This is a genomic window from Alteromonas sp. CI.11.F.A3, assembly GCF_032925565.1.
GTDB lineage: Bacteria > Pseudomonadota > Gammaproteobacteria > Enterobacterales > Alteromonadaceae > Alteromonas.
The window spans coordinates 2251924-2273432 of the sequence record NZ_CP136708.1; the positions used below are offsets into that span (position 1 = coordinate 2251924).

At 44.2% G+C, this 21509-nt stretch carries 14 protein-coding genes; 10 read left to right on the forward strand and 4 right to left on the reverse strand.

What is annotated here, in order from left to right; all coding sequences use genetic code 11:
- Positions 1-40: 40 nt before the first annotated feature.
- Positions 41-2608: an ExeM/NucH family extracellular endonuclease gene (locus tag R1T43_RS09705; RefSeq protein ID WP_317355457.1), complete on the reverse strand. Its 2568-nt coding sequence runs from the start codon at positions 2606-2608 to the stop codon at positions 41-43.
- Positions 2609-2892: 284 nt separating this feature from the next.
- Complete coding sequence (locus R1T43_RS09710) at positions 2893-4209, reverse strand: DUF2252 family protein (RefSeq protein WP_317355459.1); 1317 nt, start codon at positions 4207-4209, stop codon at positions 2893-2895.
- A gap of 342 nt (positions 4210-4551) precedes the next feature.
- Between R1T43_RS09710 and ahpC the strand changes: the two genes are divergently transcribed.
- The 7 genes from ahpC to R1T43_RS09745 all read left to right on the forward strand — a co-directional run bounded on the left by ahpC (position 4552) and on the right by R1T43_RS09745 (position 13220).
- Positions 4552-5115, forward strand: coding sequence for an alkyl hydroperoxide reductase subunit C (gene ahpC, locus R1T43_RS09715; protein WP_057791475.1), 564 nt, complete (start codon positions 4552-4554; stop codon positions 5113-5115).
- A 136-nt stretch (positions 5116-5251) separates the two neighbouring features.
- Entirely contained in the window at positions 5252-6841 is a 1590-nt protein-coding gene (gene ahpF, locus R1T43_RS09720) for an alkyl hydroperoxide reductase subunit F (protein WP_317355768.1), read from the forward strand.
- A 166-nt stretch (positions 6842-7007) separates the two neighbouring features.
- A complete protein-coding gene (locus tag R1T43_RS09725) occupies positions 7008-9140 on the forward strand; it encodes a TonB-dependent siderophore receptor (protein ID WP_317355464.1) in 2133 nt (710 codons plus the stop codon).
- Positions 9141-9152: 12 nt separating this feature from the next.
- Complete coding sequence (locus R1T43_RS09730; RefSeq protein ID WP_317355466.1) at positions 9153-9692, forward strand: hypothetical protein; 540 nt, start codon at positions 9153-9155, stop codon at positions 9690-9692.
- 9 nt (positions 9693-9701) lie between these two features.
- Positions 9702-11240 (forward strand): PepSY-associated TM helix domain-containing protein, encoded by a 1539-nt coding sequence (locus R1T43_RS09735; protein ID WP_317355469.1) that lies wholly within the window; start codon positions 9702-9704, stop codon positions 11238-11240.
- Positions 11241-11622: 382 nt separating this feature from the next.
- A complete protein-coding gene (locus tag R1T43_RS09740) occupies positions 11623-12720 on the forward strand; it encodes an SMP-30/gluconolactonase/LRE family protein (RefSeq protein ID WP_317355471.1) in 1098 nt (365 codons plus the stop codon).
- The gene (locus R1T43_RS09745; RefSeq protein ID WP_317355474.1) at positions 12717-13220 is read left to right on the forward strand and encodes a cupin domain-containing protein; all 504 of its coding nucleotides are present in this window, start codon (positions 12717-12719) and stop codon (positions 13218-13220) included. Before R1T43_RS09740 ends, R1T43_RS09745 begins: the two co-directional genes overlap by 4 nt.
- Before the next feature lie 34 nt (positions 13221-13254).
- Here R1T43_RS09745 and R1T43_RS09750 read toward each other — a convergent pair whose 3' ends face one another.
- Complete coding sequence (locus tag R1T43_RS09750; RefSeq protein WP_317355476.1) at positions 13255-15549, reverse strand: YgiQ family radical SAM protein; 2295 nt, start codon at positions 15547-15549, stop codon at positions 13255-13257.
- 242 nt (positions 15550-15791) lie between these two features.
- On the opposite strand from R1T43_RS09750, the gene R1T43_RS09755 reads away from it, so the two are divergent.
- Positions 15792-16259: an EVE domain-containing protein gene (locus R1T43_RS09755; protein WP_317355479.1), complete on the forward strand. Its 468-nt coding sequence runs from the start codon at positions 15792-15794 to the stop codon at positions 16257-16259.
- 78 nt (positions 16260-16337) lie between these two features.
- Here the strand turns inward: R1T43_RS09755 and R1T43_RS09760 are convergent, their stop codons facing one another.
- A complete protein-coding gene (locus R1T43_RS09760; protein WP_317355482.1) occupies positions 16338-16754 on the reverse strand; it encodes a hypothetical protein in 417 nt (138 codons plus the stop codon).
- Between the two features lie 153 nt (positions 16755-16907).
- Here R1T43_RS09760 and R1T43_RS09765 point away from each other — a divergent pair, with 153 nt between their 5' ends.
- Positions 16908-19271, forward strand: a complete 2364-nt coding sequence (locus R1T43_RS09765) for a TonB-dependent receptor (RefSeq protein ID WP_317355484.1) — start codon at positions 16908-16910, stop codon at positions 19269-19271.
- 20 nt (positions 19272-19291) lie between these two features.
- Positions 19292-21445: an FAD-dependent oxidoreductase gene (locus R1T43_RS09770; RefSeq protein ID WP_317355487.1), complete on the forward strand. Its 2154-nt coding sequence runs from the start codon at positions 19292-19294 to the stop codon at positions 21443-21445.
- Positions 21446-21509 lie beyond the last annotated feature (64 nt).

A 21509-nucleotide genomic window follows, 5' to 3' on the forward strand; every position in this document is an offset into this window, starting at 1 on the left:
AACCGCCAGCGTTTATTTGTGGCGGTTACGTTTAATAAATTTACTTAGCTGAACGGCGGCGAAAGGTTAGAACACCAGCCATTAATGCTAAGATGAAACCCATAGAGCCGCCTGAATCGTTGTCATCTTCAATAGGATCAGCTTCATCAGGTAATTCTGCTTCTAAGTTGAAGGTTGCAATGAACGGGTCGTGATCTGAGCTGCGGAATGGACCTACATCAGTAAATGCATAGCCGTCTTCATCAGGGTAGTAAGAAAGCGCTTGGTCGTACTGGAATTGGTAAACTTCAGGAGAGTTAATGCTCCAATGTGCACCGTCTACCGCATCAGCAAGCATGGTTTCACTTGCGAGTACATGGTCTAAGCTACCTACTTGCTCTGTACCGTAGAACCAGTAAGAGTAACCTTCAGCATCAAACTCTTCTGCAAGGTTAACGTAACCATAGTTGGCCGTTACTTCTACAGAGGCACCGTCATCCATACCTGTGTTAGCTGCGGTCATTACCGTGTAGCCTTGAGTTTCTGCTGTGTAGTCGGTAAGAACAGCAACAGGATCTTCAGCACTGTATGAGTTCAAATCACCTAATACTAGAATACGCTCTGGTAAGCTATCATTGCTTAGTGCTTCACCAAGGGTAATAGCAGCAGAAACACGAAGCGCGTTACAGCTACCTTGAATAGCATCAGTTTCGCTTACGTCTTCAGCAATATCTTCACCACACTGTGAACCTTTCGATTTAAAGTGGTTAACAGCAACTGCAAATGTTTTTCCACTTTCAACATGGGCAAAAGATTGAATTAAAGAAGGACGCATTTGTGCCACGCTATCTTCATCAATTTGCTGAATTGGCATGTCTACTACTTGTGCATCACCTTCAGGCGTTACAATAGCAGCGCGGTATAACAAACCAACAGTAATAGCATCAGTACCAATTGCTGTGCTATCAGCAGTGCTGATAAACGAGTACTGTTCAGTATCAGCAAGCTCAGCGTTTACCGCAGCAACTAAGCTAACAATAGCACTGTCATCGCCAAAGCCGTCGTTTTCAATTTCCATTAGGCCAACCACGTCAGCGTTTAAGCCTACAATGGCTTCAACGATACGCGCTTCTTGTAAAGCGAATTCAGTTTCGTCTTCTGCGCCACGGTTTAAATCGAAATCGTAGGTTACATCGCCGTTTGCATCTACTTCGCCATTGAAGTAGTTCAAAACGTTGAAGGTAGCAATTGATAAATTACCTTCAGTTACTACTGGGTTCGCTTCGCGAGTAGAGGTTACTGTGATCACATCGGTAGGATTAATTCTAAACGCACCGAAGCTATAGTTTAGCGGGCCGCTGGCAGACACAGTATCACCAATACGAATAGCATTTGCGTAGCTAAAGGTAGGGAAGTAGTTAATAGCGTCTGGGTAACTAGAGCTGCTGTTATCTTCAATTTTAAGTAAGCTAGCTTCTGAAGCGGCAACTGCTTCAACGTATGCATCTGAAAGTGGTGCTGCAACGTCGCTAGGCTGGCGTTTGACGCCGTCACTTACTTGAATTTCACCGTAACGCCATAAATCGTTTGTGCTCGTTACCGTAGCGTCAACAACAGAAGCTAACATGCCTTCAAACGGCTCAAGAGAATAATCGAAAGGCATATCGATAGTCGTCATCAGAACGTCATCGCTTGCGCCACAATCTAGGACAGTTACATCGCTGTCCAGGTTTAGCGTAGTCATGCCGTAATTTTCAACTACTTCACCGTATAGGCGAGCAACGTTACCTACCGCAATGGTAGTACTACCGCTAACGAAAATACCTTCAGAAGTAGCATCATCACCATCGCTATCAGCCGTTTCTTCTTGTAGGAAGAAACCGCCCGCACCCATGCCAGTAACAATGGCTTCAACGATATGCCCGTTGCCTACTTCTTCTGACGCATCGCCACTACCTTGAATGGTGCTAATAAGCGTTGCTGCATCAGCACAAACGCCTAGCTCGATTACTGGCTCTTCTGGTGGAACTTCATCATCACCGCCGCCTTCAGTACTAAAAGTACCTTCAGGGAAGGGCGTAGTTGCGGCAGCATTGGTCGCAGCATCGTCTAATGCGTCAACGCCACTGTAAGTCCAGTTGTCAGACGAGAAAGTACCGCCATTGGCGACTGAACCATCTTTTCGGTAAGCCCAGCCGTCTAGGTATTCCCACGCTGTGCCATTACCATCAACATCAATGTCACCGAAAGTATCAACAACGGCTTCGTTTTCGAAAAGCTCTACCGCATCATCGCCATTAATACCCATGGCCGAAGTATCGTAATCTGGTGCATAACCGAAAAATTCAGTAAAACCATCAATTTCAGATGCGACATAAATATAGCTACCCGCTGAGGCGCTATCTGCTGGGAAAGTAAATTCTACGCCATCAGTACCGCCGCCATTGTTGGCTGAGCCAAGCCCGTATACTGATAAGTCGGCAATATCGTTTACAACGTAAAGCTCAACAGCTTTTGGAAGGCCACCGGTAAGTGACGCATCAACAACACCGCTGATAACTAAGTCGCTGGCATTGGCCGAAAATGCAGTAAGAATACCTGCTGTTATTAGTGACAATGAAGTTTTCACTGGTTGTTTCCCTCTTAGGTCTTTTATTATTAGGTCTGTCAAAGCAGACCCTCTTTGTTATTGCTAGACCTAGCCTATAACTATAATGTCAACGCAGGAATGACTTAACGTTATTCAAGTTTATTTTTAATTAAATAATGATAATCAATAGGTTAACTCATTTAAATAAGGTTATTTATGACATTGGCTCGTCATAAAAGGCATTTCGGCATCTATAAATAACCCTACAACGACTAAAAAGTTTTCAATGCGCTCGCGTTGTCACAAGACAATAAACCCCCGTATTAATTATTTTTTAGCGTATCGCAAAACCAACTGTGATCATCGATAACTTGCTTTGCATAATGGTTAGCACTCGTGATTAGTGCACTATTAGTGTGGTGGTTTAACGCTTTTACAGCGCTTTTTGCAAAACGCGTACTTCGTCTGTCACCACGGCAATGCGCTAAGGCGAGGGTGTACCCGCACAGTTTAGCGAAGTAACCAAAGTCGCCGTTTCGCGCTTTATTTCCCATACCAATATCATGAGGGTCTATTCCTACTTTTGCGTGGTGGCGTGAGCGAATTAACCAGTGAGCGTTGTTCCAAATAACCTCATCTAACAATAAGTCTGGACGGCGCTGCATTCGTCGTTGACTGCGGGCGGTTAAGTGAGCAGGGTTTAATTGATTCACTGGGCACACATTGTCGAAATAGAATAAGGGAGCGGCTTTGCGTTGTTGTTTGACCTCAACAATGTGGCAGTAACGAAAGCTTTCAGCGTTATGCGGTTTTTTAGGGCCAACTAAAAAATAAAAGCGGCGCATATTTACCGAACCTGTGCCGGCATTTTCTCTGCTGGTGATATCGACGATATCATCATCCATATAAGGTGCGAATGCCTTTAATACCTGTTGATGTTCCACTGGGCTCAATGGCGTGTACTTATCGGTGATGTGTTTAAATTTAAGGCCGTCTTGGGTTAAATGAACCGCTTTAGCTAGCGCACTTTTAGATTCAAACTTTTCTCCGCAAGAAGAGCGCTCTAATGCTTTGTTATAGCATTTTTTCAATTTGCCATCAGGCTCTTGTTCCATAGCTTCATTAATAACCGTCGAATTTTCAGTAACCCGCTGGCACGTAGCCACGTACTCTTGAATAAACAGAGATTGAGCATGGTTAACCTGGTGGGTGTCTACCACAGATTTTAACGGGTCTGGCACATCTATTAAAAAGCGGCCTTCAGAAATACCTTTGCAATGGGCTTCTACAAGAGACAGAGAAGTAAGGTAACGAAGAATATCCCAATGTGCATAACCTACACAGGCATCATCAAAATCGTTTGGCGTAAAAATAACGGTGTCACCGTGAGAGCCTTCCTCAGTAAGAAACCCAAAATTAGACGTGTGGCAATCACCCATTACACTGGTTAGTGACATCGAAAAGCATGCCTCTGGCACTACTAGATGGTGATTGGCTAAATCGGCATAAAATAGTTGTGCGCTACCGCGGTAAAACACGAAGGGGCTTTGAGCCATTTTTAAATGTTTAGCTAAGTGGGGAGAAGGTGGGGTGCCATCAATTCTAGCAATTTCTTGATTAAGAAATTTCGCGCGATCCATAACTGCCATGCCGTTGTAACAATGATGGCGTTAACATTACCTTTATTGGTTTTTGAATGCGAGGCTTGCGTGGGGAGGTGGAATGTGAGAAATTTCGCTTGTTCGGGATTTTTGCGATTAATTTATATTATTGATTGGTAAATTTGATTGAAACATTCAAAAATACCAATTAGTTTTTTTAAAAAAAGCGCGCTATTCTTATCACCAGTTTCAACGAAGTCGATTTTGCACAACAGCAATGTGCTGGTAACAAAACGGGCTTTGTAATTTTTCGTACTGTTTGTATTTATAGACTAAGAGTCGTAAATACAAAACAACACTCACTAAATGGAGAAAGTAAACATGGCATTAATTAACACTGCTATCAAACCGTTCAAAGCACAAGCATTTAAAGACGGCGAGTTCATCGAAGTAAGCAACGAAGATATCAGCGGTAAGTGGGCAGTATTTGTTTTCTATCCAGCAGATTTCACATTTGTTTGCCCAACTGAGCTTGGCGATATTGCTGACAAATATGAAGAACTTCAGTCTCGTGGCGTTGAAGTATTTTCAGTATCAACCGATACTCACTTCACTCACAAAGCGTGGCATGATTCGTCTGACACTATCAACAAAATCAAATTTGCAATGATTGGCGACCCTACTGGTGAAATCACTCGCAACTTCGATTGTATGCGTGAAACTATGGGTCTTGCTGACCGTGCAACATTTGTTGTTGACCCAGAAGGTATCGTTCAAGCGATGGAAATTACTTCTGAAGGTATTGGCCGTGATGCAGACGATCTAGTTCGTAAAATCAAAGCTGCTCAGTACGTTGCTTCTCACCCAGGTGAAGTTTGCCCAGCTAAATGGAAAGAAGGCGAAGCTACACTAGCTCCTTCTCTTGACCTAGTAGGCAAAATCTAAGCAACCGCTTAGCGCTTAAAAGTAAAAAGGGAGTGGGTCTCCACTCCCTATCTAATTAATTTCCAATTCCTGCTTATATTGTTAGCCTGAAAAATGGTTGGCGGGGATCGGCGTGTCGAAAATAAGGCAGATTACCGTGTTAACTAAAGAAATTTTACAAGCATTGAAAGGCTATGCTGAGTCAATGCAGAAAAACGTAACCTTCGTCGTACAGACCGGTGAACACAGCAAGCGCGAAGAGCTTGTGTCGTTTCTGTCCGACATTGCTGGTGTAAGTGACAAATTAAGCCTTGAAGAGCGTGACACCAATGGTGTACTGCGCAGCTCTATCAGCTTTTTATTAGAAGCTGATGGTGAAGATACAGGCATTCGCTTTTCTGGTATTCCTGGCGGTCACGAATTTAACTCGCTTATCTTAGGTATGCTTCACGTATCAGGTACCGAGCTTAAAATTGATGACAGCGTAAAAGCGATTGTTAAAGGCGTTAAAGAAGAACTTAACTTCGAAGTATTTATTAGCTTAAGCTGCCACAACTGCCCAGAAGTAGTTCAGGCGCTCAACCAATTTGCGCTACTTAATCCAAACATTACGTCTGAAATGATTGACGGTGGTTTGTATCAAAATGTAGTAGCAGAACGTGACATTCAAGGTGTTCCAAGTGTTTACCTTAATGGCGAGCTGTTTGCTAACGGTAAGGTAGATGCATCGGTGCTTATCGACAAACTTATCGAACGTGACCCTTCGCTAAAAGAGGCGAACAAGGGTGAGTCGTTACCGTTACAAGACGTTACCGTAATTGGTGGTGGTCCAGCGGGTGTGGCATCAGCAATATACAGTGCCCGAAAAGGCCTGAAAGTGACTGTGGTTGCTGACCGTTTCGGTGGCCAAGTGAAAGATACTATGGGTATTGAGAACCTTATCTCAGTATCTAAAACTACAGGTCCTGAGCTTGTAGGTAATTTAATGGAGCACATGAACGATTACGATATCACGCTTAAAGAGCATGTTCGTGTAGATTCTGTAGAACAGGGTAATGTTAAAACCATTACGTTATCGTCTGGCGAACAAATTCGCACTCGTTCAATCGTTGTAGCCACTGGCGCACGCTGGAGAGAGCTGGGTGTTCCAGGTGAAAAAGAAAACGTTGGTAATGGTGTGGCGTACTGCCCACACTGCGACGGCCCTTTCTTTAAAGGAAAAGATGTTGCGGTAATTGGTGGTGGTAACTCGGGTATTGAGGCGGCGCTTGATTTAGCAGGTATTGTTAAGTCAGTAACGGTTTTTGAATTTATGCCGGAATTGAAAGCTGACCAAGTACTGATTGACCAAGCTGAAAAGCGTGAAAATATCACGATTATTCGAAATGCAGCTACCCATCAGATTACCGCCGAAAACGGTAAAGTTAATGCTATTGAGTATCAAGATCGCAATACTAACGAATTACACTCGCTTCCACTATCGGGCGTGTTCGTACAAATTGGTTTAGTGCCAAACAGCCAATTCATGGAAGGTGTAGTAGACATGAGTAAGTACGGCGAAATTGTGATTGATACGAAATGCAATACATCAGCGCCAGGCATCTTCGCGGCGGGCGACGTAACAACGGTGCCATATAAGCAGATTGTTATTTCAATGGGTGAGGGCGCAAAAGCATCACTAGCAGCATTTGAATACTTGCTAAGCCATGAAGTTATTGAAATGGAAGAAGAAACACAAGCGGCTTAGCGCTTTTAAAACGCCACAAATAAAAAAGCTGACGTAAATCGTCAGCTTTTTTGATCGTAGCGTTAAAATCATGCAAATAGGAATGGTTTTTATTTTCATTATTGTTGTTATTTTGGTAAATTATCGGCAAATATAAACGCAACTCTACTAATAAGCATAATAATTAATGAAGCACTCACCCATTACCTTAGCCACACTAGTGGCGCTTTCACATACTGTTTTCCCTCAATTTGTATTTGCACAACAAAGTTCAGATATCGCTGAAAGTGATATAGAAAAAGTTGAAATTGTCAGTAAACGTAGCCCATTTGGTGCAACAAAAACAAATACGCCAATTGTAGATTTAGCGAGAACTATTTCTATTGAATCTGAGATGGATCTCAAACTCAAAGGTGTGCTAAACCTTTCTCAGTCAGCGACCTACATGGCGGGCGTCACAGGGGAATCCTACGGATTTGCCACTCGGGTAGATTCTGTATCATCGCGTGGATTAAGTATTCCTCGTTATAGGGACTCTATTCAAGAACTCTTTGGCAACTATAACTCGACCCGCGCCGAGATATACACCATGGAGCAGGTTGAACTACTCAAAGGCCCAGCGTCTGTACTTTATGGGCAAGGTTCACCAGGCGGCATTGTAAATTATGTATCTAAAACACCTACACTCGGAAAGGGAAGCGAAATAGTGGGTAGTTATGGCTCGTTTGATAGAGCACAAGTGAGCGTTGACTTAAACGCTACTCTTAGCGAAGACGAAAAATGGTTGGGCAGATTCGTTGGTGTATATCGAGACGCGAACACCCAAGTCGACCATGTTAATGACGACACCCAAGTATTCATGCCTTCAGTGTCTTTTCTCCCTTCTGACAATACGACATTGACCTTGATTGGCTTGTTCCAAAACACAGACAGTGACACTGCGGCGCAGTTTATTCCGGTTGAAGGAACACTCTTGCCCTTGGCTGATGGCAGCTATCTACCTGACCAAGACATCTATGCGGGTGAGCCAGGTTTCAACAAATTTGAAACTGAGTCTAATCAGGTAACATTATTAGGGGAGCATATCTTCAACGATACCACGTCTATGTCTTTTACGGCATTATGGCGCGATGGTGAGGCAGATTACCACCAAGCCTGGCCAACATTTACTGGCGGCTCACGCTATCTAAATGCGTTTATTGGGGCACCGGTAGCACCCACTGATACTTATGTTGCCCGCACCTTTTATCAAGCTGATAATACTTTTAATCAACATGCGGTCGATATTCGCCTAAATAAACTCGTTGAAACCGGAATGTTTGAACATGAAATATTGGGTGGTATTCAATATCAGAATGTTGATACTGATGCGAACTCCGCATACTACGCAGGCGGTGGCGTACTTCAGGGCGACTTCCGTTATATATTAGATTTAGCTAACCCGATTTACACTGGGGCACCCGAACAAGCTATTTTCGATGCCATTTATAACGATAGCCCAGAGCAGAATGTTACAGATACGGGCTTTTATCTTTCAGACCACATCAGTTACAACCAGTGGCGCGTTACGCTAGGCCTTCGCCACGACAGGGTGGATAACGATAATGGTGCTTCCGAGCAAAATGACTCTCAAACTTCATACTCTGCGGGCGTCTTGTATCGTTTCGATAATGGCATTTCACCTTACTTGAGCTACGCTGAGTCGTTTGAAACTGTCGTTGGGCTAGATGATAACGATAATCAGCTTAAGCCAGAAGAAGGGCGTCAGTTCGAAGCTGGGGTGAAATATGCATTTTCCGAATTGCCAGGCTATATGACGTTGTCATATTACAATATCGAAATTTCAAATCTTCCTAACCCGAATAGTCTGCCAACTGATGCAAGTCAGCAACAAGGTATAACTAAGATAGATGGCGTAGAATTGGAGGGACGTGTGCAATGGGGGCAAGTATCAGCACAATTTGCAGCTTCTATCATGGATGCTGAGGATCCAAATGGCTTCGACCTCTCTGCACAGCCAGACAGTAATGCCTCACTATGGTTAAGTTGGACGCCTGAAATTCTTGCCGATGTCACGCTTGGTGGCGGAGTTCGTTATGTAGGGAAATCTGTATCAGAAAATGCAGCCCTACGTTATGAAACACCTAGTTATGCTCTGGCAGACCTAATGGCGGCCTATCAGTTTTCAGACAACCTCAACGTTCAGCTTAACGTACGTAATCTAACAGACAAAGAATACCTTACATCTTGTTTATTCAGAGGTGACTGTTTCCCAGGCTTGCGCAGAACGGTGAATGCTAGTGTTACTTACTCATTTTAAAAGGTTTGAAATATGTTGATGTTATTGACAGCAGGTAGCCTATCGATTGCCTCTATGGCGGCCGTTTATGAAAGTTGGCGTCGCCAAAAGTCTTTGGTGCTTTATATAGGCGTAGTTATCTGGCTTCTATCTGCACTGATATGGTCTTATGCCAGTGGATGGGAGTTTGGGGTTTTATATGCATTGTGTTTACCCGGTATTCTTGTGTGGCCTTTTATTGGTAAAAACCAATCGACATTGCCTGTGCCTAGAAATATACCGCAACCGAAAATACTGCACTTTTCACTGCAATCAAGCATGCGAAATTTAGGTCATGCATGTGTGGTGTTGGTTTTGCTGTTAGTGACAAATGTGACGCTAGCGCTAGGGATATGCACGTTACTGCCTTTTGATACCGCTGGAAAATTAGCATCAAGTATTGTGTTGCTTCCTATTCTCTGGGGGCTTGCCGCTTATCATTATTTAGCCACTAAGCGTAAAGTTATCGCAATAATTACATACATTCTCGTTGCAGCAATCAGTACTGCCGTTCTTTACGCAGTGCCGATTTAGGAGAGCACAATGAATAAAGCAACAAAACAATCAGCGTTGAATGCACACAGTTGGATAGGTGTATTTTTAAGTGTACTCCTTTTTTTAGTGTGCCTGTCAGGCACTATTGCCGTGTTCCATTTGGAATTTGAACGCTGGGAACAACCGCATATTCCAGAATTTGAAACCCTAGATGATGGGGCAGTAGAAAAGGCGATGGACAGCTTTTTAGCTCAACATCCAGAGGAAACCGATCACCTATTTGTGGTACTCCCTACATCAGGTATACCTCGGTTAGTGGTTGAAAACGACCATGCAGCATATTTCGCAGATGAACAGGGGAATTTGCTAGAAAGAGAAAGCGTACTTTTCACTGAAATGTTGGTGGACTTGCATTTATACCTCAACCTTCCCAAAAGCTGGGGCATGATTCTTGTGAGTGCTTTGGGTGCGATTATTTGCACGCTTATTGTTACGGGGATTATAGCGCATAAACGTTTGGCGCGAGACGCGTTTAAGTTACGCCGCGGTGGGAATTATCAACAAAGCCAAATTGATTTACATAATCGCTTTGGCCTTTGGGCAGCGCCCTTTCATTTGATTATTGGCGTGACGGGAACGTACTTTGGGTTAGCCGGAATTGTACTGGTTCTTGTGGCACAACTAAATTATGGTGGCGACAGGGAAGCGGTAATAAACCAAGTATTTACGCCCGATCCTGTCATTGAAGCGCAAGAGGGCAAACCTGAAATAGGCAAAGCCATCGCGCAAATGAAAACCATAGCGCCAGAAAACCCGCTTATATTTGTGACTGTTCACGAGGTGAACAAGCCAGAACAATTCATCGAAATTTATGCGCAAGTTCCGGGGCGACTGATTTACGGTGAAGCATACCGATTTGATACTGCAGGTAATTATTTAGGTACTGCCGGTTACGATGATGGCGTATGGGGTAAGCAATTGTTGTGGGCGGTCTACCGCCTTCACTTTGGCGATTTTGCAGGGATACCAAGTAAAGTGCTGTATTTTGTTTTGGGTATTATGCTAACCATGTTGTGCGTATCGGGAATGGAAGTATGGTTATCTAAAAAAGCTCATCCTGTACTGGCCACACGGTTATGGTATTGCACGGTATGGGGCAGCGTAAGTGCATTAGCATTCACGGCAATAGCAGACATGTTCTTCGCGGGTTCGTTAATTGCAGTGTTCTGGGGAATAATGGTTTTAAACGTAGCGCTGACGGTGGCCGTTAAAAGACTTACCAAACCAGTGTGGCTGATAATTTCAGGTATCAGTGTGTTAATGCTATTATTTACTTATAGTGCTGTAAACGGGCAAAATGCACTTTCGGTGGCGTCGCTGCAATTAAACATACCCATGCTGATATATGTGGTGTGGAGTATTTTTCGAGGTAACACTTTGCTTAAGCGTGAAACTCTATTGTTGAATTTTCAAAAAGAAAATCAGGCAGCAATCCCAAATAGTCATAGTGGTAACGAAACTAATAGCGATGAAGATACTCATCAGAGCACGACAAAATCTCATGCGCCTCAATCGCCTATGGCTTAAAAGCACTATCCGATAAACATTAATAGGTTTGTCGTGTGAACGAATACAGCGCGTCTTTTATTTAGTTTATATAACTAAGTGAAAGACGCGTTTTTTGTGCCTAACTTTTGTTTTTTACCTAAACCTTCAGCTTAATCTGCATCTCAGCCTTCATCTAAACCTTCAAAGTTATCTCCGTCCTCATTTTTACTTTCCTCTTAACCTAATCACTTACCCTTTTGATAAAGGTTTATTCACCTACTTAGTGGGCATTGTGTTGTCATGGTTTATCTACCTATAGCGTTTAAACATATTGAATAATCACCAATCTGAATTTAACCCTAGAGTAAGAACATGCTATTGCTACGGTTCTACATTTAGATGGAATTACAAAAGGTAGCGCATGCGAATTATACTAATCATCGCTTTATTGTCAGTGACGGGATATTTACTGCTTTGGCCCGTGCCGGTTGAACCTGTAGCTTGGGAAGCTCCAGAAAATAGCGGTTACAGCGGCGTTCACCTTACTAACGAATCACTATCCCGTTCTGATAGCCTTTCCCTTGGCAACGAATTCGGCCCCGAGGATTTTGCACTGCGAAGTGATGGCACTATTGCTACTGCAACGCATTCTGGTGCCATTTTACTGTTAGCCCCTAACGCTACGCACTTTACACCTTGGGTAAACACTGGCGGCCGACCACTAGGCTTGGAGTACGATGCCAATGATAACCTTATTGTGGCAGATGCCTATCTAGGCTTACTTTCAGTTTCACCCTCAGGCGATATCACCTTGTTAACAGACAGCGTTGATGGAACGGCCATTGTGTATGCTGATGACGTAGATGTGGCAGAAAATGGCATGATATATTTTTCTGACGCCACCACTAAATTTAGTGCTAAAGCCTATGGCGGCACCTTAAGCGGCAGCTTGTTAGAGATTTTAGAGCATAAGGGTCATGGCCGATTGCTAGCGTACAATCCAGATACCCGAGTCACTAGGGTATTAATGGACGGGTTAATTTTTGCTAATGGGGTTGCCATCAGCCAAAACCAGCAGTCTGTATTAGTAAACGAAACAGGCAGCTACCGCGTGTTACGTTACTTCATTTCTGGGCCTAAATCAGGTTTGGTGGATGTGTTCATCGATAACTTGCCTGGCTTTCCCGATAATATTGCCACAGCGCCAGACGGCGGTTACTGGGTAGGGTTTGCTTCACCTCGTTCCGCCTCGTTAGACGATTTATCCAACTCTCCCTTTTTACGTAAAGTGGTACAGCGACTGCCTGCTTCACTGCGCCCTAAAGCAAAAGCCTACGGCCATGTAATAAAAGTTAACGAACAAGGTGATGTGACGAGTGACTTACAAGACCCAACGGGACATTATCCGCTTACAACAGGGGTGTTAGAAACGGCGGATATGCTATACATTAGCAGCTTAACTGCCCCTCATGTAGCGGTGATTGACAAAGCAAATTTACCAAAGGGAGATGATGAATGAAGCGTAATTTACCTGTAGTGCTATCTGTTATTTTATGTGCTTTAGGCAGTGTTTCTACTGCGCTTGCGGCAGATACTCTTGCGGTTAAGAAGAATAACACCGACAAAGTAATCTCTGAAAACAGTTTTAAAACACAGGTTATCCCACAGGCTAATGCAGCCATTGATGAAGGCGAGGGTTGGATATTTTATAGCTACCACAATGATGAAACCTTTGGCACAAGCCAATCATTGGCGGGGATGGCAGTGATTAAACCTGGCGTAGAAATACACCCACCTCACGAACACAGTGACGAAGAGTTTCTATTAGTGACACAGGGCAGTGGGGAATGGAGCGTAGAAGGTGAAGTGTTTAAGGCAAACATGGGTGATATGTTGTACGCCGCACCATGGGATGAACACGGAGTAAAAAATACCGGAGAAGTAGACTTAATCTTTGTGGTATTTAAGTGGCACAGCAAAGGTATTGCTGTGCCTACAAAAAGTGCTTACAAGAAATAAGTAACAAATCACTAGTATTTAGCGATAGGGGAAACTAGCGTTTTGCTGTTGGTTTCCCTCTTCGCTGTGAACTAGGCGTGTTTTGTCCGCTGTTTCTGCCGCCACTTCTGTTAGAAGTGGCGTTATCGCGACCGGCATTTTTTCCGCCTCTATTCTCAGTAGAAGCACCAGCGGCATTATTTTTACCACGACCTTTGCGTTGGAAACTTGGCGGTAAACCGGTGTGTTTGGTTAACGCACGTTCCCCATTTCTACCTTTCGCCGCTTTTTTACGTTTCTCATCCGCGGTTTCTGGTGGCACTAAGTGCTGTGCACCACGGCCTATTAAGTCTTCGCGACCCATACTTTTAAGGGCTTCACGAATTTGCGCGAAGTTTTTGGGATCGTGATATCGAAGCATAGCTTTGTGCAGACGCCTATGTATTTCACCTTTAGCGGAAGGCACGTCTTCACTGTCTTTTGTTACCTTACGAAGTGAGTTTACTTCGGTGTGGTACATAGTCGTCGCTGTTGCCATTGGTGAAGGATAGAAGTTCTGCACTTGATCAAGCTTAAACTTATTCTCTTTCAGCCAAATCGCTAAGTTCAACATATCGTCGTCTGTGGTGCCTGGGTGCGAGGCAATAAAGTACGGAATAAGGTACTGTTTTTTGCCTGCTTCTTGCGAATATTTGTCGAATAACTCTTTGAAACGGTAATAGCTGCCCATACCTGGCTTCATCATTTTCGATAGTGGGCCGTCTTCGGTATGCTCAGGTGCTATTTTCAAATAGCCGCCAACGTGGTGCAAGGCTAATTCTTTTACGTACTCAGGATCTTCAACTGCCAAATCGTAGCGTACACCCGAAGCAATAAGAATTTTCTTCACGCCGGGCAATTCACGAGCACGACGATACAAATCAATAGTCGGTTTATGGTCGGTGTCCATGTGCGCGCAAATACTTGGATATACACAAGACGGGCGACGACAGGTAGCCTCGGCTTTCGGGCTCTTACAGCGCAAACGATACATGTTTGCGGTAGGGCCACCTAAGTCTGAAATAACACCAGTAAATCCAGGTACGGTGTCGCGAATTTCTTCAATTTCACGAATAATCGAGTCTTCAGAGCGGCTTTGAATAATTCGGCCTTCGTGTTCTGTAATAGAACAGAAGGTACAACCACCGTAACACCCGCGCATAATGTTGATACTGAACTTAATCATATCGTAAGCGGGTATAGTGGCATCGCCATACACAGGGTGAGGCACACGCTGATACGGAAGGTCGAATACCGCATCCATTTCCTCTGTTTCTAAAGGCATGGCGGGTGGGTTTATCCAAATATGACGGTCGCCATGGCGCTGCATTAATGCACGAGCACAGCCAGGGTTGGTTTCTTGGTGCAAAATACGTGATGTATGGGCATACAAGACTTTGTTGTCTTTTACCGTTTCGTAAGCCGGCAGCTTCACGTATACATTTTCCCAAGGCTTGCGGCGCGTTGGGGGTTGTATCACAATTGGTGCAGCTTCTGGCGCTTCGCTGTTTGCTTTATCGTTATCTTGCGAGTCGCACTCAGGCTCCATTTGATAAGGGCTTGAGATAGGCTCGATTTTACCAGGGCGATCTAACGAGGTTGAGTCAACCCCTTGCCACTCAGGTAACGCTTCTTTCACAATGATAGCGGTGCCGCGAATATCACGCATTTCGCTGATAGTTTCACCGGCTGCTAAGCGGTGAGTTACTTCAACGAGTGGGCGCTCGGCGTTGCCGAAAAATAACATATCGGCTTTTGAGTCGAACAATACTGAACGACGTACCTTTTCGCTCCAATAATCGTAATGTGCAATACGGCGTAAGCTAGCTTCAATACCGCCGGCAATAACAGGCGTGCCTTTAAAGGCTTCACGGCAACGTTGTGCGTATACGGTAACCGCACGGTCTGGGCGCTTACCGCCCACATTACCTGGTGTATAAGCATCGTCGTGGCGAAGCTTTTTGTCTGCTGTGTAGCGGTTGATCATTGAATCCATGTTGCCCGCAGTAACACCGAAATAAAGATTCGGTTTACCAAGGGTCATGAATGCATCTTTGCTCGTCCAATCAGGTTGAGAAATAATACCAACACGAAAACCATGCGCTTCAAGTACACGGCCAATCACCGCCATACCGAAGCTAGGATGATCAACATACGCATCACCAGTCACTAAGATTACGTCACAGCTGTCCCATCCTAGGGCATCCATTTCCTCTTTAGACATGGGAAGAAACGGCGCAGTACCAAGGCAGTGCGGCCAATATTTAGGGTAGGAAAATAGACCGCGATCGGCCTTAATGGTGGCTTGCATAAGGTTCACATATAGCAGAGAAAAAAAAGAATTAAGTAGGTCAGTACATCATAGTTCATATTGCTTATGGCAAATACAAAACTGCCTAAAGCGCACATAAATCGCTTAAAGCGAATACAAACATTGCAGACCGAATACATATTATACCAGTACACAGCAACCTAGGTATAGCGCTGTCGTTAAATTCACCGCCTTTGTTATACTGCTTTGCTATATCAATTAGGATAATAAAGAGAAAATGTATGGCTTACTGGTTATTTAAGACAGAACCCGATGCATTCGGCATTGATGATTTAAAAACACGGCCTGAGCAAACTGAGCCTTGGGATGGGGTACGTAACTATCAAGCAAGGAACTTTTTGCGGGATAAGGTCGCTATTGGTGATAACGTGTTTATCTATCATTCAAGTTGCAAAACAGTTGGTATTGCAGGCGTTGCAAAAGTGGTAAAAGCAGGTTACCCAGATGAAACCCAGTTTAATCCCGAGTCTAACTACTATGATCCTAAATCGACGCCAGAAAACCCGCGATGGTTTCGCGTAGATGTAAAGTTTGTAGAAAAATTTGAAAGCGTATTGCCGTTATCAGTCATCAAGGCAATGCCTAGTATTACAGAAATAGGGTTGGTGAAAAAGGGCGGTAGGTTATCAATAATGCCAGTGGAAGAAACAGAATGGCAGCAACTTTATGCTACTGCCAAAATGAACTAAACCTGCTATATATAAGTAAATATTTATTTACTTTGTAAAGCTGCTTTACAACCATGCGAATAGTCGTGCTAGTAGGGTTTACTTACCTAAAGCAAAACGTGTATCTGCGTCGCGAAGTATATAAAGCGCAAAACATGCCGCCCACATTGGCCATGCAGCGAAAAATAACAAGTTATTGAAGGCATCAAAGTATTGTGCGAAAGCCGACAACGTAGATCCGCCGTGAAGCAAGAAAATTAAACCGTAGGTGTAACGCTTTGCTATACCGGCAACGAAAGCAAGGACTAATGCCAACTGAAATGCACCTAAAATGTACACGGCCGTCTCTGGTACGCCACCAATTGAATAAAAATGTTGAAAGATTTTCATGCTGTGTGCAGGGTTAACGAATTTGTCTAATGTCCATACGAACATAACAATGAAAACAGAAACACGAAGGGCGAGTAGAGACCAACTGAGGCGATTAGAAATATCAGTGGTTTGTTGAGATTGCATTGTAACTCCTATTTATTTGTGTAGCGATAAAGAACGGGCGTTTTCATATTAAATTTCAAAAACTTTCATAGAAAAAAATAAATATGCTTATGAAATATTTTTAGCCGGGTGTCGGTCTTGTCGAGTAAGCAATCTTGTAAGGTAAAAATACGAATGAAAAATAATATTGGGCTTGCCATCAGTGCACTGGCTCTATCTGTAAGCCAAGGGCTGCAAGCTCAGCAAGCTGACACGCTTGATACCATCGATGCAAATGACATAGAAGTCGTTGAGGTTACTGGAAATCAGCAAGCGCTAAACCCGTTAAACCCTGGCGACAATACGCTAAGTGGTTTATTTGGCGCTGGGATGTCGGCAGCCGATACGCCACGAGCAGTAACGTCTTTATCGGCTGAAGCTATGGATGCGCTAAACATCAATACCTTACATGATATTGTTAAAGCCGCGCCGAACGCCTATGCATCTAGCGGTTTTGGTACGCCTAGCTTGCCTAGTATTCGTGGCCAGTTGGGGGAGCTATTCCAAGATGGTATACGTCGTCAGTCGGGTAACAACGGTTTTGGTTTACCGGTTTCTTTCAACAGTGTTGAACAATTAGATGTGGTTAAAGGTCCATCGCCAGTACTTTTCGGTAGTACACAGCGAAATGGCGGCTTTGTGAATCTGCAAACCAAAACCGCCCCAACAGCAGGAACCGAAGGCAATATCACATTAAGAGCTGGGCGCTGGGATCAATATTCAGCGCAGCTTGATTATGGTACTGCCATTGAAGAAGGCAAAAGCGGTATTCGAGTAAGCGCTGAATGGTTAGATCACGATAGCTTCTTTGATTTTGCAGAGCGTGAAAGCAAAAACCTGTTCATTGCATATAGATACACACCGAGTAATGCTACAACCTGGGATATAAGCGCAGAATACTATGATGCCGAGTACCCAGATATTGCAGGTATTAATCGCCCCACGCAAAACCTGATTGATAACAACCTTTATATAACAGGCCAAGGTGTACAAGCGAATGGCAGTACCGTACCTGGTGCTGGCGCTATTATTTCGCCTACCGGTGAAGTGGTTATTCCCCGCAGCCAAGTTTATACCCATCCTGATGATATTAATGGCGCTGAGTCTGCCGTTCTTCGAAGCAACTTATCTCATCAGTTTTCAGACAGCCTTGTATTACGAAACATGACGTACTATCAGCACCTTACCCGTGAAGAGATTGCACAAAATAGTTTTGTAGAGATTATAGATGGTGCCGATGCGTTCGAGAATCGCACTGAATTAGATGTGGTTTGGAATGATAAGCAAACTACCACATTCGGTTTAGCGCTGCGTTACAACGATGTTTTAGGTTACAGCCAGTTTACGACTGAAGCTGACAGTCCAGTAGATTTAACTGGTCCGTTAAGTAATCGCGTAATTCCGTTAACCGATGCACAGAAAGCCCGCTTGGTTGAGCTTCGCCCCGGTATTTTTGTTTCACCTGGTGGACAGTACGATGTAGATGGCGATGGTGCAGGGGATTACAATCTATCTGACACTACCGATTCAACCACCCTACAAACTGGCTTAGCGTTTCAGCAGCGCTCTCAATGGACAGAATCGTTTTCAACCATTGCCGGTGTTAGATTTGACTATTACGATGTAGAAGCGCGAGATCCGCTTGCTCCTGAAGGTGTCGTTGCGGCTTCTGACACTTATAACGATATACTTGAAAGCGTACAACTAAGTGCGGTGTACAAGCTGACAAAATCACTTAATGCTTATGTGGCGTGGTCAGAAAATGATGCCACGTCTAATAGCATGGCTGGTGGCACCACACTTACCAGTGCAAACGAAATCAACCCGCTAAACTTTGCCACTGAAAATACCCTTTATGAAGTAGGGCTCAAGTATTCTCCTGATAGTCATTGGTATGGTGAGGTATCGGTGTTTGATCAGACACGTAGCCTACGTAACCGTGATGGTAGTAACAGTGGCGTAAAAACCAAAGGCGCTGAGCTACAAGTTTTCTACCAAGGGCAAGATGTATGGGTAAATGCGGCATACAGTTATTTAGATGCACGCTTTGATGATTCGGCCTCTTTCCAAGATACCGCGCAAATCGCCGATGCTTTTGACGATAGCCGACCAGATATTATTGAAGGTAATGGTGTAGGGTCGCCGTCTTTTGCAGCGTTTGCTCCGTCTGACTCGTTAGTGCAGGGTATTCCATCGCAAATAGTGTCAATTAATGCTGGCTGGCAACTTACCGATGATTTACAAATTGGTGCCTCGGCCTTATACACTAAGTCGTTCCCACTCGACTTTCTACAAACCGTATTTATTCGAGACCAAATCAACATTGATGTAAATGCCGATTATCAAGTTAGTGATGATATGCGCCTACGTGTTGATGTTATTAATATTACCGATGAAGAGAATTGGCAGCCTGTGTTTGAGGGGGGCTACTTCGGCGCTACCTTGGCTATGCCGAACACGCCTCGCCACGTTCAATTCACTATGCAATACGCGTTTTAAGCGCAATTAAGGAATAAAACATGTTCAAGAAAATTGCACTTGTCGCCGTGTTGGTGGCTGCCGTTATTGGCTTTTTTTACTTTGATCTAAATACCTATCTTACCCTTGAAGGGTTGAAAGGGTCATTAGATACCTTCACACAACAAATTGAAGAAAACCCACTTGTGAGTATTGGTGTGTTCTTCGCGATTTATGTGGCAGTAACGGCTTTGTCGTTGCCTGGTGCAGCCATTCTTACCTTAGCCGCAGGTGCTTTATTTGGGCTGGTGCAAGGCTTTATTATTGTGTCTTTTGCTTCAAGCGTAGGGGCTACCGTAGCCTTTTTAGTTGCACGCTTTATTCTGCGCGATACGGTAAGAAAGCGTTTTGGCGAAAAGCTTAAAAAGATTGATGAAGGTGTTGAAAAGCAAGGTGCCTTTTACCTGTTCACGCTGCGTTTAGTTCCCGTGTTCCCGTTTTTTCTAATAAACCTATTAATGGGTTTAACATCTATTAAAACATGGACATTCTACTGGGTAAGCCAAGTCGGTATGTTGGCTGGCACCGTGGTATACGTGAATGCGGGTACGCAGCTTGCGCAAATAGACAGCTTGTCGGGCATTGTATCGCCGGGGCTTATTTTATCGTTTGTATTACTCGGTATATTCCCGTGGATTGCTAAGGCCATTGTGGCATTTGTTGAACGCCGCCGCGTTTACAAAGGCTATAAAAAACCCGCTAAATTTGACAGAAATCTTATTGTTATTGGTGCTGGCGCGGGTGGCTTAGTCACCAGTTATATCGCTGCAGCGGTAAAAGCAAAAGTAACGCTAGTGGAAGCCGGTGAAATGGGCGGTGACTGTTTGAACTATGGTTGCGTACCAAGTAAAGCCCTCATCAAAACTGCCAAAGTAGCTAACCAGATGCGTAACGCTGAAAATTACGGTTTGCACGGTGTTGAACCTACTATGTCTTTTAAAACAGTGATGCAGCGTGTGCATAACGTCATTGCTACGATTGCGCCAGTAGATAGTGTAGAGCGTTACACAGGTTTGGGTGTAGATGTAGTGAAAGGCTACGCAAAAATTATCGACCCTTGGACGGTAGAAATTAAGCAAAACGACGGCGGCATGCAAACCCTAACCACCAAAAGCATTGTCGTGGCGACAGGTGCAAGCCCATTTGTACCACCGTTGCCGGGTATTGAAGAGAGCGGCTATGTAACATCTGATACTTTGTGGAGCCGTTTTGCTGAGTTAGATGAAACCCCTAAACGCATGATTGTATTAGGTGGCGGCCCAATTGGGTGTGAACTAGCACAAGCCTTCGCACGCTTAGGCAGTGAAGTAACCCAAGTTGAACGTGCACCGCACCTTATGGGCCGAGAAGACAAAGAAGTCGCTGAATTTTCAGAAGACGTACTCCGCGATAGTGGCGTGAACGTATTAACCAGCCACGACGCCCTTCGTTTTGAAAATAAAGATGGCGTTAAAACCCTTGTAGTCGCCAAAGACGGCAATGAAAGCGCGATTGAATATGATGAAGTCATCGTGGCGGTAGGGCGTAAAGCACGTCTTGACGGCTTTGGTTTAAAAGAGTTAGGCATTCAGTTTGATCGCACTATCGAAACCGATGAATACCTACAAACCTTAATGCCAAATATTTTTGCGGCGGGCGATGTAGTAGGGCCGTATCAGTTTACTCACGTTGCGGCACACCATGCATGGTATGCCGCGGTAAATGCCTTGTTTGGTACCTTCAAAAAATTCAAAGTAGATTACCGTGTTATCCCATGGACGACCTTTATCGACCCCGAAGTGGCACGGGTAGGCCTTAATGAAAACGATGCAGCAGAGCAGGGTATTGACGTTGAAGTAACTCGCTACGAGTTTGAAGAGCTTGATAGAGCCATTGCTGAGAGCGCAATTAAAGGTTTCATTAAAGTACTTACTCCGCCGGGCAAGGATAAAATTTTAGGGGTAACCATTGTTTCTGAACACGCTGGTGATTTATTAGCAGAATTTGTATTAGCCATGAAGCACGATTTGGGCTTAAACAAGTTACTCGGCACTATTCACGCGTACCCAACGTGGGCTGAAGGGGCTAAAAACACCGCAGGTACTTGGAAGCGTGCGAATAAACCAGAAAAGTTACTAAGCTATGTGGAAAAATTCCACACGTGGCGTCGTGGTTAATAAGCGAGTAAATATTATGTTTCCTATTAATGCGATAAAGCTAAAAAAAACAGCGCTAGAGTCA